Raw genomic sequence first — 15336 nt, forward strand, 5'->3', positions numbered from 1 at the left:
GGTCCCGGCCGGTCGGCGCTCAGGGCACGCGGTACCCGGCGGCCCGGAACAGCTCGTACCACTCGGCCCGCGTGAGCGGGAGGTCCGAGCCCTGCGCCGCGCCGGCGACGCGCTCCGGCGTCGTCGTCCCCAGCACGACCTGCATCCCCGCCGGGTGGCGCGTGATCCACGCGACCGCGATCGCGATGGGCGGCACGTCGTACTTCGCGGCGAGGCGGTCGATCACCGCGTTGAGCTCGGGGTAGTCGTCCGAGCCGAGGAAGACGCCGGTGAAGAACCCGGCCTGGAACGGCGACCAGGCCTGCACGGTGATGTCGTGCAGGCGGCAGTAGTCGAGGATGCCGCCGCCGTCGAGGGTGAGCGACTGGTCCTCGCCGGCCATGTTGGCCGCGACGCCCTGCGCCACGATCGGCGCGTGCGTGATCGAGAGCTGGAGCTGGTTCGCGACGATCGGCTGGCGCACCGACTTCTTCAGCAGCTCGATCTGGCCGGGCGTGTGGTTGGAGACGCCGAACGAGCGGACCTTGCCGGACGACTCGAGGTGGTCGAACGCGCGCGCCACCTCGTCCGGCTCCACGAGCGCGTCGGGGCGGTGCAGCAGGAGCACGTCGAGGTGGTCGGTGCCGAGCGCCTGGAGGGAGCCCTCGACCGACTCGACCAGGTGCTCGTACGAGAAGTCGAAGTACGGCCCCTCGCGCACGATGCCGGCCTTGGACTGGATGGTGAGCTGCTCGCGCTCGGACGGCGTCAGTCGCATGGCTTCGGCGAAGCGGCGCTCGCAGCCGTGCAGGTCGTCGCCGTAGACGTCGGCGTGGTCGACGAAGTCGATGCCGGCGTCGCGGCCGGTGCGGACCAGCTCGCGGACGGCGTCGTCGTCCAGCTGCTGGATGCGCATGAGGCCGAGCACGACGTTCGGGACCTGGCGGCCGGTGCTGCCCAGGGGGACGGTTCGCATGGATCCTCCTCGATCGGGGGAGAGGTGGGTCGGCGGTGGTGGTGCGCCGGGTCAGGAGCCGGAGAGCTCGGCGAGCTCGTCGGCCGTGAGGACGAGGTCGACGGCACGCGCGGAGTCCTCGACGCTGGCCGGTCGTGACGCCCCCGGGATGGGGACGACGACGGGCGCGAGCGCGAGCTCCCACGCGAGGGTGACCTGCTGCGGGCTGACGCCGCGGGCCTCGGCGACGCGGCCGAACGCGGCGTGCGCGGTGCCGACCTCGCCCGCCCGGCGGATCCCGCCGAGCGGCGACCACGGCAGGAACGCGACGCCGAGGGACGCGCAGTGCTCGAGCTCGGCCAGGCTGGAGCGGAACGCGGGCGAGAACTGGTTCTGCACGGACGCGAGCCGCCCGCCCAGCACGTCGTTCGCCTCGTCGATCTGGGCGACGCTCGCGTTCGAGATGCCGGCCTGGACGATGACGCCCTCGTCGAGCAGCTCGACCAGCGCGCCGATCGACTCGGCGTAGGGCACGGCGGGGTCCGGGCGGTGGAACTGGTAGAGCCCGATCGCCTCGACGCCGAGGCGGCGGGCGGACTCCCGGGCAGCCTTCTTGAGGTGCTCGGGGCGGCCGTCCTGCGTCCACGACCCGTCGCCGGGGCGCAGGTGGCCGCCCTTGGTGGCGACCAGCACGCTCGACGCGTCGCCGCCCCACGAGCGCAGCGCGCGGGCGATCAGCTCCTCGTTGTGGCCGACCTCGTCGGCGTGCAGGTGATAGGCGTCGGCGGTGTCGATCAGGGTGATCCCGGCGTCCAGCGCCGCGTGGATCGTGGCGACCGAGCGCGCCTCGTCGGGGCGGCCCTCGATGGACATCGGCATGCCGCCGAGCCCGATCGCGCTGACAGACTGGTTTCCGATCGTGCGAGCGTTCACAGCACTCCTTGTGTCGTCGGTGCCTCCGACGATAGGAAGATGACGTTGATGAGTCCAACAACTTGACCTCATAGGTTCCAGCACTGGGAGTGATCAATGGAGCTGCGTCAGATGGAGTACCTCGTCGCGGTGGCCGACGAGGGCCACTTCACGCGGGCCGCCGCCCTGTGCGGGGTCACGCAGTCCGGGCTGTCCGCCGCGATCCGCAACCTCGAGCGCGAGCTCGGCACCTCGCTGTTCCTGCGCACCACCCGCCAGGTCTCCCTCACGGACGCCGGGCGCGCCCTGCTGCCCTTCGCCCGGCGGATGCTGGCGCAGGCGTCGGCGGGCCGGGACGCGGTGGTGCGCGCCAGCCAGCAGCTCTCGGGTCGGCTCCGGCTGGGCTCCGAGCAGTGCCTCGGCGTGGTCGACGTGGCGCCGCTGCTCGAGCGGTTCCGCCTGCGCTACCCGCTCGTGGACGTCCAGTTCACCCAGGCCGGCTCGCGCGAGCTCACCGCACAGGTGCGGGCGGGCGACCTCGACGTCGCGTTCGTCGCGGCCACCGAGCACCTCGGGTCCCTGCGCCGGCTCGAGCTCGGCCGCCGCCCGATCGTGCTGCTCACGCACGCGACCGACCCGCTCGCCGCGGCCCCCGAGATCGCGTGGGAGGACCTCGTCGACCGCGACTTCGTCGACTTCCGGGAGCAGTGGGCCATCCGGCGGCTCGCCGACGACGCGTTCGGCGCCCGGCACCTCGAGCGACGGGTGCGGATGAGCGTCGACGACGTGCACACGCTGCTCGACTTCGTGCAGCGCGGCCTCGGCATCGCCGTCGTCCCGCAGCACGTCGCGACCAAGCCGCAGGCCGCGGGCCTCGCGGTGCTGGAGCTGCCCGAGCGCGGGACGCCCGAGTGGGTGGTCGCCGCCATCGCGTCGCCGACGGCCGAGCCCACCGCCGCGCGGCTGCTGGAGCTCGTCGGGGAGGCGAACCTGGCCGTGGCGCAGCCGGCCTGATGTCGTACCCCGACCACCCCGGTGGCGCGGGTAACGTCGGCACCGCCCGAGATCCGGGCCGAACGAGGAGGTCATCGTGCGCGTCGCCGTCCTGGACGACTACCAGCGGGTCGCCCACCGCTTCGCGGACTGGGCGAGCCTGGGGGCCGAGGTCGACGTCCTCGACCACCCGCTGGCCGACGACGACGCGGTGGCCGCGGCGCTCGCGGGGTACGACGTCGTCGTCGCGATGCGGGAGCGCACGCCGTTCACCGCGGCGCGGCTGGCCCGCCTGCCCGACCTGCGGCTGCTGGTGACGACCGGGCGGCAGAACGCGGCGATCGATCTCGACGCGGCGCGCGAGCGCGGCGTCGTCGTGTGCGGCACGGAGTCCCCGGCGAACGCGACGCCCGAACTCACGTGGGCGCTGATCCTCGCGGTGCTGCGGCACGTGCCCGCCGAGGACCGGGCGATGCGCGACGGCGGGTGGCAGCACACCGTGGGCGGAGACCTGGAGGGTCGCCGGCTGGGCGTCGTCGGGCTGGGGCGACTCGGCACGCGCGTGGCGCGCGTCGGTCAGGCGTTCGGGATGGACGTCGTCGCGTGGAGCCAGCGCCTCGACCCGGCGACGGCCGAGGAGGCCGGGGTGCGCGCCGTCGCGAAGGACGAGCTGTTCGCGACGTCCGACGTCGTCACCGTGCACTACAAGCTGAGCGACCGCAGCCGCGGCATCGTGGGCGCCGACGACCTGGCGCGCATGAAACCCACCGCCGTGCTCGTCAACACCTCGCGCGGGCCGCTCGTGGACACGGACGCCCTGCTCGCCGCGCTGCACGACGGCCGGATCGGCGGGGCCGGGCTGGACGTGTACGACGTCGAGCCGCTGCCGGCCGACCACCCGCTGCGCTCCGCGCCGCGCACCGTGCTCACGCCGCACGTCGGATACGTCACCGAGGCGACGTACCGCACCTTCTACGGCCAGGCCGTGGAGGACGTCGCCGCCTGGGCGGCGGGGGCGCCGGTGCGCGTGCTGACGTGACCGGACAGGTCAGACCGACATCCCGTACCCGTCGAGCGTCGAGGTCGTGGCGAACGACGCGAACAGGCCGCCGAACACCGCGAGCACGATGAACAGCACGTACAGCACCCAGAGCGCGGTGAACGCGATGGACAGCCACAGCCCCCACTTGCCGAGGACGTTCGGGTAGCCCACCTTCTTCGACTCCGACAGCGCCATCGCGGACACCACGATGCCGGCGGGCGCGATGACGAACGCGAGCACGAAGCCGACGATGCCCATCGTCTTGCCGGGCGGCTCCGGCGCGTAGGCGGGGTACGCCGGGTACGGCGCGTGGGGGTACTGGCCCTGCCCGGCCGGGTAGCCCTGCTGCGGGTACGCGTGCTGCTGGTAGGGCTGCTCGCCGTAGCCGGGCTGGGGCTGCTGCGGGCTCGGCTCCTGGTACGGCTGACCGGGCTGGTGCGGATCGCTCACCGGCACAGTGTGACGCAGCGCGGGGCGCAGGTCGAGCACGTCGTCAGCCCGGGACGGCGCGGGCGTAGCGCGCCGCCAGCACGCGCAGGTGCTCGACCAGCTCGGGCGGTTCGGTGACGTGGAAGTCGAGGCCGAGCATGCCGATCCAGACGGCGACCACCTCGACGCTGTCGCCGCCGGTGACGAGGACGCTGCGGCCGTCGGGCAGCGGCTCGACGGTGCCGACGGCGGGGTTGATGCGGGCCAGCACCTCCTCGGCGGGGGCGTCCACCACGATGCGGGCGTGCACGGCCCAGCCCGTGCGCGCGACCTCGCGCACCACGAACTCCGAGAAGTCGCCGGGGAACGGCTCCGGCCGGAACCGCCTTCCGCCCGGCGTGCGCAGCCGCAGCCAGTCGACGCGGAAGGGTGCCCAGGCGTCGGCCCCGGGGCCTGTGGCGGGGCCGACGCTCCGCGCGACGAGGAACCAGCGGCGCTGCCACGAGACCAGGCGGTACGGCTCGAGCTCCACCGGCTCGTCGCGGTAGAGAGCTCGCAGCCCCTGGTGGTCGCGGATCGCGTCGGCGACGGCGGACAGCGTGCCCGAGTCGATCCCCGGGTCCGCGACGTTGGAGCCGGTGTTCTCAGGGCCCGTGGTGCTCGCGTCACGGATCGCGGCCAGGCGGCGCCGCAGGCGGTCGGGCAGCACCTGCTCCAGCTTGGTGAGCGCGGACTGACCGGACTCCTCGAAGCCCGCGGTGCCGGTCGCGGCGCGCAGCCCGACGGCGACGGCGACCGCCTCGCCGTCGTCGAGCAGCAGCGGGGGGAGCCGCGCCCCCGCCCCGAGCCGGTAGCGCCCGCCCGGGCCGCGCACGGCGTGCACGGGGTAGCCCAGCTCTCGCAGGCGCGCGACGTCGTTGCGCACGGTGCGGTCGGTGACGTCGAGGCGGTCGGCGAGCTCCGCGCCGGACCAGTCGGGGCGGGACTGGAGCAGCCCCAGCAGGGCGAGAAGTCGTGCGGATGCAGAGCCCATCGGGGCCTCCGGGGGCGACAGGGGAGACGCGTTCAGAAACTCGTCGGAACGAGGTCAGAATAACGGAAAGAAGTATTCCGGAACCCTGTCTACGGTGGGTGTCAGGAGCTGGGGAGAACGCCCGGCCCACGATCTCGGGAGCACGCCATGACCTCGACGACCACCTCGACAGCCGCCACCCTCGAGCTCCGCCCCTTCGCCGTGCACGTCCCGCAGGCCGACCTGGACGACCTGCAGCAGCGCCTCGAGCGCACCCGCTTCGCGCCGGCCGCCCCCGGCGACTCGTGGGAGTACGGCACCCCCGAGTCGTACCTGCGCGACATGGTCGAGCGCTGGAAGGCCTTCGACTGGCGCGCCGTGGAGGCACGGCTCAACGCCTACCCGCAGTTCACGACCGAGATCGACGGGCAGACGATCCACTTCCTGCACGTGCGCTCGCCGCACCCGGGCGCGACGCCGCTGCTGCTCGCCCACACCTACCCCGGCTCGGTGCTCGACTTCCTCGACATGATCGACCCGCTCGTCGACCCCGTCGCCCACGGCGGGCGTGCCGAGGACGCGTTCGACGTCGTCGTGCCGTCGATGCCCGGGTTCGGGTTCTCGACCCCGGTCGCGCCGGCCCCGAACGGCAGGGACTGGACGATGTCCCAGGTGGCGAGCCTGTACGACGGGCTGATGCGAGGGCTCGGGTACGGCGCCTACGGGATCCACGGCAGCGACGCGGGTGCGATGATCTCCCGCGAGCTCGCCGTCGCCGAGCCCGACGGGTTCCTCGGCGCCCACGTGCTGCACCTGTTCTCGTTCCCCTCCGGGGCCGAGGGCGAGATGGACGGCTTCGGGCCGAAGGAGTACGCGGCGCTCGGGCACATGCAGTGGTTCCAGTCCGTGGGCGCGTACAACACCATGAACGCGTCACGTCCGCAGACCGTCGCGGCAGGCCTGGCGGACTCGCCCGTGGCGACGCTGGCCTACTCCGAGCTGTTCGAGAGCTTCGGCAACGGCACCGCGCTCGTCTCGGCCGACCAGGTGCTGGCGCAGGCGAGCCTGTACTGGCTGACCAACACCTACGCCAACGCCGCCCGCTACCACTACTCCGAGCAGCGGACCGGGGCGGAGCCGGTCGTGAGCACCGGCCGTCTCGGAGTGGCCGTGTTCAAGGACGACTTCCAGACCATCCGCAGCCTCGCCGAGCGGGACAACTCCAACATCCAGCACTGGTCCGAGTTCTCGCGCGGGGGCCACTACGCCGCGCTGGAGGTGCCGGACGACGTCGTCGCCGACCTGCGGGTGTTCTTCGGCTGAGCCGGCCGGACCGTCACTTCGGCAACGAGTGGATCTGTTCGGCACGGGACTGTGCCGAACAGATCTGCTCCGTACCGAACTGATCGTCGTGGTGGAATCGACGGGTGTTCACGCGACCCCGCACCCGCCTCGGCCTGGTCCCCCGCCGCGTGCGCGTGCACGCCGTCACCGAGCTGACCGGCACGCTGCGCCGCACCACGTTCCGCGACGTCGACGGCGCGGACCCGGGCGCCCCGACGTCGCTCGCGGCGCTGCGGGCGCCCGGCCCGGAGGGCCACGTGAAGGTGTTCCTGCCCGACCCGGCCACCGGCGAGCTGCACGCCCCCACCCTGGCCGCGGACGGCGGGCTGCAGCGGCCGACCGGCGTCGTCTCCATCTCGCGGGACCTCACCGTGCGGGCCACGCGGACGGTCGACGGGGTGGCCGAGGTCGACATCGACTGGGTGCTGCACGGCGACGAGGGGCCGGCGTCCGCCTGGGCGTCCCGGGCGGCCGTGGGCGCCGAGGTCGTCCTCGCGGGGCCGCGCGGCAGCGTCGGGGTGCCGGACGGGATCGGCCGGCTGACCCTGGCCGGCGACGAGACCGGCCTGCCTGCCCTCGCCCGCTGGGTGGCTGCCGTCGGGGCGGACGTGCCGGTGACCGCGATCGTCGAGATCGGCGACGACGTCGACGAGGCGCACGTCGAGAGCGAGCTGGACGGCGCGGCAGTCGAGATCCTCTACCGGACCGACGGCCCGGGGCAGCTCGCGGACGCCGTCCGCTCCCTGGGTGGGCTGGAGCCCGACGAGCTGTTCGTCGGGCTCGGCGAGGCCGACGACCTGGTCCCCGTGCGCCGCTACCTCCGGCGCGAGCTGGGGCTCCCCGCCGAGCAGGTGCAGGTCTCCGGGTACTGGCGGAGGGGCACGGTCAACCTCGACCACCACCTGCCGATCGACCCGAGCGACCCGGACTGACGCCGGCTGCCCCTGACCCCGGGGCGTCAGGTCCAGACGGCGACGCTGCGGCGCACCGGCACCGAGCCGGCGTCGGAGGCGAAGAGCTCGGGGGAGCGGGCCCGCACCTGCTCGATGTCGTCGAAGACGGCGCGCAGGTGGGAACGCAGGACGTCGTGCGCGGTGGCGCGGTCGCCCGCGACGAGCGCGTCGAGGATCTGCTGGTGCTGGGCGACGAACGCGTCCGGCGGGGTCTCGTTGAGCCCGAGGCGGCGGGCCCGGTCGAGGTGCGCCTTGGCGGAGGCCACCGTGCTCCACGCGCTGGAGTGGCCGGAGAGGCCCAGCAGCCCGCGGTGGAATTCCTCGTCGAGACGGAAGAACTCCTCCACGTCGATGCCCGGCCGGTGCTGCTGCTCGAGGTTCTCGTGCAGGGCGGCGACGGCGTCGTCGCCCGGCGGGTCCGGGACGGCCGCGAGGGACGCCAGCTCCACCGCCTCGCGGACGAACTGGGCGTCGGCGACGCGCTGCGGGTCGACGCGCGAGACGAACGATCCCACCTGCGGGAACACCTGGACGAAGCCCTCCTCGGACAGCAGGAGGAGGCTCTCGCGCACCGGGGTGCGGCTGACGCCGAGGCTCGCCGCGAGCTCGTTCTCGGAGAGCGCCGATCCCGGGGGGAGCTCGAGCGTGACGACCTTCTGGCGCAGCGTCTCGTGGACCGCGCGGCGTGCGGTCCGACGACCGCCCGGAAGGCTCATGGCCGCCACTCTAATCGACCTCCCCGTGCGTACCGCCGGTTGACAGACTGACGTTCCAGTACTTGTATACCAGTACTGCCATGAAAGTGGGTGCCGCGCACCCTGCCGGCGCAGCCGCCGGCCACGAGGGTCGACCATGACGGTCGGCGACGCGAAGGAGCAGACCGTGACGCACGAGTCCACCACCAGCCCTCCGGGGCAGCGGTCCACCAAGGACCTCACCCGCGCCGCCGTCTCCGGATGGCTCGGCACGGCGATGGAGTTCATGGACTTCCAGCTCTACTCGCTCGCCGCCGCGATCGTGTTCAACCGGATCTTCTTCCCGGACGTCAGCCCCGCCATCGGGCTCATCGCCGCGATGGGCACCTACGGCGTCGGGTACGTGGCGCGGCTCGCCGGCGCGATCTACTTCGGCCGGATGGGCGACCGCATCGGCGCCAAGCGGGTGCTCGTCATCACCATCACGCTCATGGGCGTCTCGACCACGCTCATCGGTGCCCTGCCCACCCACGCCGTCATCGGCATCTGGGCCCCGATCCTGCTCGTCGCGCTGCGGATGATCCAGGGCTTCGGCGCCGGGGCGGAGATCGCGGGGGCGACGGTGATGCTCGCCGAGTACGCTCCGGCGAAGAAGCGCGGCCTCATCGCGTCCCTCGTCTGCCTCGGCACCAACTCGGGCACGCTCGCGGCATCGGCGCTCTGGGCGCTGCTGCTCGCCGTGCTGAGCGAGGAGCAGCTCCTGTCCTGGGGCTGGCGGCTCCCGTTCCTGCTGAGCTTCGTGCTCATGATCTTCGCCGTGTGGCTGCGCCGCCGCCTCAAGGAGAGCCCGGTGTTCGAGCAGCGGTCCGACGTCGTCGACGGCGTGGCCCTCTCCCGCGACGAGCTCGCGGCCGCCGACCGTGCCGCCGGCACGGAGGGCGAGCGCAGCACGCTCGAGGCCGCGCTGCACCAGCGCAAGGGCAAGGCCTTCTTCCTGGCGCTCGCCCTGCGCTTCGGCCAGGCCGGGAACTCCGGGCTCGTACAGACCTTCCTCGTGGGGTACATCGCGACCACCGTGCTCGTGGACGAGTCGGTGGGCACCACGGCCATCGCCATCGGCTCGCTCGTCGGCTTCGTGACCATCCCCGTGGTCGGTCTGCTCGGCGACCGCTTCGGCCGCCGCCCGGTGTACACGGCGATGACGATCCTGTCCGTGCTGGTCGCCGTGCCGGGGATGCTGCTCGTCACCACCGGGAACCCGGTGCTCGTCGTCGTCGCCGTGGCGCTGCTGCTGAACGTCGCCGTGCTGAGCCTGTTCTCGCTCGAGAGCGTCACCATGGCCGAGCTGTTCGGCGCGCGCACGCGGTTCACGCAGCTCGCGCTCGCCAAGGAGCTCGGCGGAATCCTCGCCACTGCGATCGGCCCGGTCGTCGCGGCGAGCCTCACCGCGCTGACGGGTCACTGGTGGCCGATCGCGGCGATGCTCGTCGCGTACTCGCTCATCACCCTGGTCGCGGCCCGGATCGCGCCCGAGGTGCGCGGGCGTGACCTCGTGCGGCTGGAGGACGCGGTATGAGGGCCGTCGTGGTGCACGGGGCCGGCGACGTCCGCGTGGACGAGCGCCCCGACCCCGTCCCCGGTCCCGACGAGGTGCTGCTCGCCGTCGAGTGGGGAGGCGTCTGCGGGTCGGACCTGTCGTACTGGCGGAACGGCGTCTCCGGCACCGCGGTGCTGCGCGTGCCGCTCGTGCTCGGGCACGAGATCGCGGGGCACGTCGTCGCGACGGGGCCTGGCGTCGACCGCGTCGACGTCGGCCTGCGCGCCGCCGTGCACCCCGCGACGCCGGTCGGCGACGAGCCGCTGCCGGCGCGCCTCGCGGGCCGGACCAACCTGCACGCCCGCGTGCGGTACCTCGGCTCCGCGGCCTTCGACCCGCACACCGACGGCGGGTTCGCCGAGCGGGTCGTCGTGCGCGCCGACCAGCTGCGCCCGCTGCCCGACGGTGTGAGCACGCAGCACGGGGCGCTCGCCGAGCCGCTCGCCGTCGCCATGCACGCCGTCGCGCGCGCCGGCGACCTGCGCGGCCGGCAGGTGCTCGTCAACGGGTGCGGCCCGATCGGGGCGCTCGTCGTCGCGGCCGCCCGCCGCGCCGGGGCGGCGCGGATCGTCGCGGCGGACGTCGCGTCGGCGTCGGCCGCGGTCGCCTCCCGCATGGGGGCGGACGACGTCCGCGTGCTCTCCGAGGGCGACGCCCTGCCCGAGGACGTCGAGGTGGTGATCGAGGCGTCCGGTGCGCCGGGCGCCCTCGCGGGCGTGCTGCGCGCGACTGCGCGCGGCGGCACGCTCGTGCAGGTCGGCAACCTGCCCGGCGGCGAGGTCACTGCCGCGCTCGGCGACCTCGTCACCCGGGAGATCACCTGGGTCGGCTCCTACCGGTTCATCGACGAGATCACCGACGCGATCGACGCGATGGCCGCGGGGCTCGACGTGTCGCCCGTCGTCTCGCACGTCTTCGACGTCGAGGAGGCCGAGAAGGCGCTCGCCGTCGCCGCCGACCGGTCGACCGGCTCCAGCAAGGTGATGCTGCGTCTCGGCGAGCCCGCCTAGCGTGACCCTCCGCGTGCCCGAGGGCGCCGCCGCGTCAGGCGGCGGCGTTCTCGGTCTCGCCGCGCAGGGCGTCGATCTGCTCCTGCAGGGTGGACAGCAGGTCGGCCACCTTGTCGGAGCCGTTCTCCCGCGCCTCGTCCGTCACGTGCTTGACCTCGGCGGATGCCGCCTCGAGCGCCACCTGCGCGTCCTCGAGGGCGACGACCGCGCCGTCCTGCGACTTCTCGGCCCGCGCGAGCGCCTCCCGAGCCTCGTCGGTCGCGGCCTGGGCGGAGGCCATCGCGTTCGTGACGTCGGTGCGGAGCTCGTCGGGGATGCCGGTCACCTGCTCCTCGATGCGCTGCAGGTCGGAGTCGATGGCCTCGGCCTGGCTCTGCGCGTCGGCGATGAACTGTTCGACGTCGGCGGGGGCGGAACACGCGCCGAGCATCATCGCGAGGGCGAGGAGGCTCGCCGCGGCGAGACGGGTCGTCGTCTTGCCCTTCGTGGTGCTCGTCGTCGCTGACGTCATGGCCACGATTCTGCACTGCCAACCTGAACATTCCCTTATAGGGCCGTGGAGATCTTGCACACAGCGACCGTCCCGGCTGCCCAGGACGGCGACGCCCCGCGGCGGCAGGATGACGCCATGAGCGCGCTGACGACGTCCGAGCTGACGGCGATCTACACCGACCTGCACGCCCACCCGGAGCTCGGTTTTGCCGAGCACCGCACGGCCCGGATCGTGGCCGACCGGCTCCGCGGCTGGGGCTACGACGTGCACGAGGGGATCGGCGGGACAGGCGTCGCGGGCGTCCTGGCGAACGGCGCGGGACCGCGCGTGCTGCTGCGCGCGGACATGGACGGGCTGCCGGTCGCCGAGCGGACCGGGCTGCCGTACGCGTCGACGCAGGTCACGACGGCCGCCGACGGTCAGGAGACCGGCGTCATGCACGCCTGCGGCCACGACGTGCACGTCACCTGCCTGCTCGGCGCCGCGGCCGAGCTCGCGGCGCGCCGGGACGCCTGGTCGGGCACGCTGCTGCTCGTCTTCCAGCCGGCGGAGGAGCTGGGCAACGGCGCGCGGGCCATGCTCGACGACGGCCTCTACGCGACCGTCGGCGGCGCGCCGGACGTCGTGCTCGGCCAGCACGTCATGCCCACGCCCGCCGGCGTGGTGAGCGTGACGCCGGGCGTCGCGATGTCGGCCACGGACTCGCTGCGGATCACCCTGCACGGGCGCGGGGGCCACGGGTCGATGCCGGAGACCACCGTGGACCCCGTGCTCATGGCCGCGGCCACGGTGCAGCGGCTGCAGGGCGTCGTGTCCCGCGAGATCGCGGCGAGCGACTCGGCGGTCGTGACGGTCGGGGCGATCCACGCCGGGACCCAGCCCAACATCATCCCGGACCGCGCCGAGCTGCTCGTCAACGTGCGGACCTTCACCGAGCCGGTGCGCGATCGCGTGCTCGGTGCGATCCGCCGCATCGTCGAGGCCGAGGCCGTCGCGTCCGGCGCCAGCGAGGCGCCCGAGGTCGAGACGATCACCACCTTCGCGGCCATGGTCAACGACCCGGTGGCGACCGAGCGCACCCGCCCGGTGCTGGCCGCCGCGCTGGAGGGGCAGCGGGGCCTGATCGAGTCGGCCGGCGGCCGGCCCGCCGTCCTGACCCTGCCGCCGATGGCGGCGTCGGAGGACGTCGGCGAGCTCGCCACCGACGCCGGTGCGCCGCTCGTGTACTGGTTCCTCGGCGGCTTCGACCCGGCCCGGTTCGCCGGCGTCGACCTGACGGCCGGCCGGCTCCCCGAGGGCGTCGCGTCCAACCACTCGCCGTTCTTCGCGCCCGAGCCCGAGCCGACGCTGGACCTCGGCGTCGCGACGCTCGTCGCCGCCGCGCAGGAGTGGCTCGACTGACCCGCGCTCGATGCGCGCGGCGGGGTCAGCGGGCGCCCAGCCGGCGGCTGATCTCGGCGGCGGCGCGACCGGCCGCGGCGGCGAGCTCGTCGCGACGCGCGGCGTCGACGTCGTCGGACCAGAACGTCAGCGCCACGCCCGCCACCGGGCGGCCGGTGTGGTCGAGGGCGGCGTGCGCGACGGACGCGAGGCCGGTCGTGACCTCGCCGTCCTCGGTGGCGTGGCCGCGACGGCGGGTGTCGCGCAGCACCTCGCGCAGGTCGCGCAGCGTGCGCGGGCCGACGCCGGTGCGGTCGGCGAGCGCCGCGGCCGACGGGAACAGCGCCCGCACCTGCGGGGCCGGCAGCAGGGCCAGCACCGCGCGGCCGCTGGCGGTGAGGTGGCTGGGCAGGCGGACGTCGACGTCGGTCACGAGGCTCGGCCGGTGCGGCGCGCGCTGCTCCACGAGGTACAGCACCTCGCGGCCGTGCAGCACGGCGAGGTGCGCGCTCTCGCCCGTCGTCTCGACCAGCCGCGCGACGACGGGGCGCGCCAGCCGGGCGAGCGGCGCCTGCCGCGCGTACGCCGACCCGAGCGACAGCGACGCCGTCCCCAGCCCGTAGCGGTGCTCCTCCGGCAGGTGCGTCACGAAGCCCTCGTCCACCAGCACGGACAGCAGGTGGTAGACGGTGGACCGCGGCAGGCCCAGGTGCTGCGCGACCGCTGCCGCCGGGACCGGGCCCGCCTGCGCGGCCAGGTAGGTCAGCACCCGCAGCGTGCTGCGCGCCGCCGGGACGTCCGCCATCGGGCCTCCTTCGCGCGCGGTCGTCCTGTCTGGGATCCCAGACTGAACCTCGCCGGAACCCGTGTCCAGCGCGCCGCGGACGGTGTGTGCTGGCGGCATGACCGTCACCACCGCTCGCGCCGTCGCCGAGAACCGTGTCGTCGAGGTCGGCGGCGACCCGCTGACCGTCGACGCCGTCGTCGCGGTCGCCCGCCACGGCGCGCAGGTCCACCTCACCGACCGCGCCCTGGCCGGGATGGCCGCGAGCCGCGCCGTCGTCGAGGACCTCGCCGACGACGCCCGCCCGCACTACGGCGTCTCCACCGGCTTCGGCGCCCTCGCCCGCCGCCACATCCCCACCGACAAGCGGGCGCAGCTGCAGCTCGGGCTGGTGCGCTCGCACGCCGCGGGCAGCGGCCCCGAGGTGGAGCGCGAGGTGGTGCGCGCGCTCCAGCTGCTGCGGCTCGCGACGCTCGCCACCGGCCGCACGGGCGCCCGCCCGGTGGTCGCGGAGACGTACGCGGCGATGCTCAACGCCGGCATCACGCCGGTCGTGCACGAGTACGGGTCGCTCGGGTGCTCCGGCGACCTGGCGCCGCTGGCGCACGTGGCGCTCGCCGCGCTGGGGGAGGGCCCGGTGCGTGTGACGGCATCGGGGGGCGCCGTCGACGCCGCCGACGCGCTCGCGGCGGCCGGCATCGCGCCGCTGGAGCTGCGCGAGAAGGAGGGCCTGGCCCTCATCAACGGCACCGACGGCATGCTCGGGATGCTGTGCCTCGCGCTGGACGACCTGCACCGCCTGCTCGCGACGGCGGACGTCGCCGCGGCGTCGAGCGTCGAGGCGCTGCTCGGCTCGGACGCGCCGTTCGCCGAGGACCTGGTCGGCATGCGGCCACACCCGGGGCAGGCGGCGTCGGCCGCGAACCTGCGGGCGCTGCTCGCCGGGTCGCCGGTCGTGGCGAGCCACCGGACCTTCGACGCCGACGGCCGCCCGGAGTGCACCCGCGTGCAGGACGCGTACTCGCTGCGCTGCGCGCCGCAGGTGCACGGCGCCGCGCGGGACACCGTCGAGCACGCGGCGTCGGTCGCGGGGCGTGAGCTCGCGTCGGCGATCGACAACCCCGTCGTCACGGTGGACGGCCGGGTCGAGTCGAACGGCAACTTCCACGGCGCGCCCGTCGCGTACGTGCTCGACTTCCTCGCGATCGCCGTGGCCGACGTCGCGAGCATGAGCGAGCGGCGCACCGACCGGTTCCTCGACGTCGCGCGCAACGAGGGCCTGCCGGCGTTCCTCGCCGACGACCCGGGCGTCGACTCCGGCCTGATGATCGCCCAGTACACGGCCGCCGGGATCGTCTCGGAGCTCAAGCGGCTGGCCGCGCCGGCGAGCGTCGACTCCATCCCGTCGTCCGCGATGCAGGAGGACCACGTGTCCATGGGCTGGGCCGGCGCACGCAAGCTGCGCCGCGCCGTCGACGAACTGGGCCGCGTGCTCGCCGTCGAGCTCATGACCGCCGCCCGGGCCCTCGACCTGCGCTGCACCCCCGCGACGGGCCTGTCGCCCGCCGCCGGCACCGGCGCCGTCCACGCGCTGCTGCGCGCCGCCGTCCCCGGCCCCGGGCCGGACCGGTTCCTCGCCCCCGAGATCGACGCCGTGACGCGGCTCGTGGCCGACGGCAAGGTCGTCGCCGCCGCGAGCGCCGCCGTCGGCCCGCTCCGCTGACCCTCCCGAACCCCCGAGCCACTCCCGAAGGAGAC

The 15336-nt window shown here is 74.3% G+C and carries 15 protein-coding genes; 8 read left to right on the forward strand and 7 right to left on the reverse strand.

Translation table 11 applies throughout. The features are described from left to right. Positions 1–19: 19 nt before the first annotated feature. Positions 20–955, reverse strand: a complete 936-nt coding sequence (locus tag ACQP6G_RS14600) for an aldo/keto reductase (RefSeq protein WP_429765258.1) — start codon at positions 953–955, stop codon at positions 20–22. A gap of 51 nt (positions 956–1006) precedes the next feature. Continuing rightward, positions 1007–1867, reverse strand: a complete 861-nt coding sequence (locus ACQP6G_RS14605) for an aldo/keto reductase (RefSeq protein WP_429765259.1) — start codon at positions 1865–1867, stop codon at positions 1007–1009. A gap of 96 nt (positions 1868–1963) precedes the next feature. On the opposite strand from ACQP6G_RS14605, the gene ACQP6G_RS14610 reads away from it, so the two are divergent. Next, entirely contained in the window at positions 1964–2860 is an 897-nt protein-coding gene (locus ACQP6G_RS14610; RefSeq protein ID WP_429765260.1) for a LysR family transcriptional regulator, read from the forward strand. Positions 2861–2936: 76 nt separating this feature from the next. After that, positions 2937–3878, forward strand: coding sequence for a D-2-hydroxyacid dehydrogenase family protein (locus ACQP6G_RS14615; RefSeq protein ID WP_429765262.1), 942 nt, complete (start codon positions 2937–2939; stop codon positions 3876–3878). Positions 3879–3887: 9 nt separating this feature from the next. Here ACQP6G_RS14615 and ACQP6G_RS14620 read toward each other — a convergent pair whose 3' ends face one another. Together ACQP6G_RS14620 and ACQP6G_RS14625 are read right to left on the reverse strand one after the other, a co-directional pair. Then, positions 3888–4331 carry a hypothetical protein gene (locus tag ACQP6G_RS14620; protein ID WP_429765264.1) on the reverse strand — a complete coding sequence of 148 codons (444 nt, stop codon included), beginning with the start codon at positions 4329–4331 and terminating at the stop codon, positions 3888–3890. Between the two features lie 43 nt (positions 4332–4374). Further along, a complete protein-coding gene (locus ACQP6G_RS14625) occupies positions 4375–5343 on the reverse strand; it encodes a helix-turn-helix transcriptional regulator (RefSeq protein WP_429765266.1) in 969 nt (322 codons plus the stop codon). A 147-nt stretch (positions 5344–5490) separates the two neighbouring features. Here ACQP6G_RS14625 and ACQP6G_RS14630 point away from each other — a divergent pair, with 147 nt between their 5' ends. Together ACQP6G_RS14630 and ACQP6G_RS14635 are read left to right on the forward strand one after the other, a co-directional pair. Continuing rightward, the gene (locus ACQP6G_RS14630) at positions 5491–6645 is read left to right on the forward strand and encodes an epoxide hydrolase family protein (RefSeq protein WP_429765268.1); all 1155 of its coding nucleotides are present in this window, start codon (positions 5491–5493) and stop codon (positions 6643–6645) included. Between the two features lie 104 nt (positions 6646–6749). Beyond that, positions 6750–7598, forward strand: a complete 849-nt coding sequence (locus tag ACQP6G_RS14635) for a siderophore-interacting protein (protein WP_429765270.1) — start codon at positions 6750–6752, stop codon at positions 7596–7598. Between the two features lie 26 nt (positions 7599–7624). On the opposite strand, the gene ACQP6G_RS14640 is transcribed toward ACQP6G_RS14635, so the two are convergent. Further along, a complete protein-coding gene (locus ACQP6G_RS14640) occupies positions 7625–8335 on the reverse strand; it encodes a GntR family transcriptional regulator (protein ID WP_429765271.1) in 711 nt (236 codons plus the stop codon). Positions 8336–8591: 256 nt separating this feature from the next. On the opposite strand from ACQP6G_RS14640, the gene ACQP6G_RS14645 reads away from it, so the two are divergent. Both ACQP6G_RS14645 and ACQP6G_RS14650 read left to right on the forward strand, forming a co-directional pair. Continuing rightward, complete coding sequence (locus tag ACQP6G_RS14645) at positions 8592–9890, forward strand: MFS transporter (protein WP_429765777.1); 1299 nt, start codon at positions 8592–8594, stop codon at positions 9888–9890. Beyond that, positions 9887–10921: an L-idonate 5-dehydrogenase gene (locus ACQP6G_RS14650; RefSeq protein WP_429765273.1), complete on the forward strand. Its 1035-nt coding sequence runs from the start codon at positions 9887–9889 to the stop codon at positions 10919–10921. Before ACQP6G_RS14645 ends, ACQP6G_RS14650 begins: the two co-directional genes overlap by 4 nt. A 34-nt stretch (positions 10922–10955) precedes the next feature. On the opposite strand, the gene ACQP6G_RS14655 is transcribed toward ACQP6G_RS14650, so the two are convergent. Then, complete coding sequence (locus ACQP6G_RS14655; RefSeq protein ID WP_429765275.1) at positions 10956–11432, reverse strand: hypothetical protein; 477 nt, start codon at positions 11430–11432, stop codon at positions 10956–10958. 117 nt (positions 11433–11549) lie between these two features. Here ACQP6G_RS14655 and ACQP6G_RS14660 point away from each other — a divergent pair, with 117 nt between their 5' ends. Continuing rightward, entirely contained in the window at positions 11550–12815 is a 1266-nt protein-coding gene (locus tag ACQP6G_RS14660) for an amidohydrolase (protein ID WP_429765276.1), read from the forward strand. A gap of 25 nt (positions 12816–12840) precedes the next feature. Here ACQP6G_RS14660 and ACQP6G_RS14665 read toward each other — a convergent pair whose 3' ends face one another. Beyond that, entirely contained in the window at positions 12841–13599 is a 759-nt protein-coding gene (locus tag ACQP6G_RS14665) for an IclR family transcriptional regulator (RefSeq protein WP_429765278.1), read from the reverse strand. A 97-nt stretch (positions 13600–13696) separates the two neighbouring features. Between ACQP6G_RS14665 and hutH the strand changes: the two genes are divergently transcribed. After that, entirely contained in the window at positions 13697–15301 is a 1605-nt protein-coding gene (gene hutH, locus ACQP6G_RS14670) for a histidine ammonia-lyase (RefSeq protein ID WP_429765280.1), read from the forward strand. The last annotated feature ends 35 nt before the right edge of the window (positions 15302–15336 follow it).

Origin of the sequence: Isoptericola nanjingensis, assembly GCF_050311635.1 — a bacterium.
GTDB classification, from domain to species: domain Bacteria; phylum Actinomycetota; class Actinomycetes; order Actinomycetales; family Cellulomonadaceae; genus Isoptericola; species Isoptericola nanjingensis.

Coding starts and splice junctions, on each gene's coding strand:
- ACQP6G_RS14610 (WP_429765260.1), top strand. CDS start 1,964: ATGGAGCTGCGTCAGATGGAGTACCTCGTCGCGGTGGCCGACGAGGGC.
- ACQP6G_RS14660 (WP_429765276.1), top strand. CDS start 11,550: ATGAGCGCGCTGACGACGTCCGAGCTGACGGCGATCTACACCGACCTG.
- ACQP6G_RS14600 (WP_429765258.1), bottom strand. CDS start 955: ATGCGAACCGTCCCCCTGGGCAGCACCGGCCGCCAGGTCCCGAACGTC.
- ACQP6G_RS14640 (WP_429765271.1), bottom strand. CDS start 8,335: ATGAGCCTTCCGGGCGGTCGTCGGACCGCACGCCGCGCGGTCCACGAG.
- ACQP6G_RS14665 (WP_429765278.1), bottom strand. CDS start 13,599: ATGGCGGACGTCCCGGCGGCGCGCAGCACGCTGCGGGTGCTGACCTAC.
- ACQP6G_RS14650 (WP_429765273.1), top strand. CDS start 9,887: ATGAGGGCCGTCGTGGTGCACGGGGCCGGCGACGTCCGCGTGGACGAG.
- ACQP6G_RS14645 (WP_429765777.1), top strand. CDS start 8,592: ATGGAGTTCATGGACTTCCAGCTCTACTCGCTCGCCGCCGCGATCGTG.
- ACQP6G_RS14655 (WP_429765275.1), bottom strand. CDS start 11,432: ATGACGTCAGCGACGACGAGCACCACGAAGGGCAAGACGACGACCCGT.
- ACQP6G_RS14630 (WP_429765268.1), top strand. CDS start 5,491: ATGACCTCGACGACCACCTCGACAGCCGCCACCCTCGAGCTCCGCCCC.
- hutH (WP_429765280.1), top strand. CDS start 13,697: ATGACCGTCACCACCGCTCGCGCCGTCGCCGAGAACCGTGTCGTCGAG.
- ACQP6G_RS14625 (WP_429765266.1), bottom strand. CDS start 5,343: ATGGGCTCTGCATCCGCACGACTTCTCGCCCTGCTGGGGCTGCTCCAG.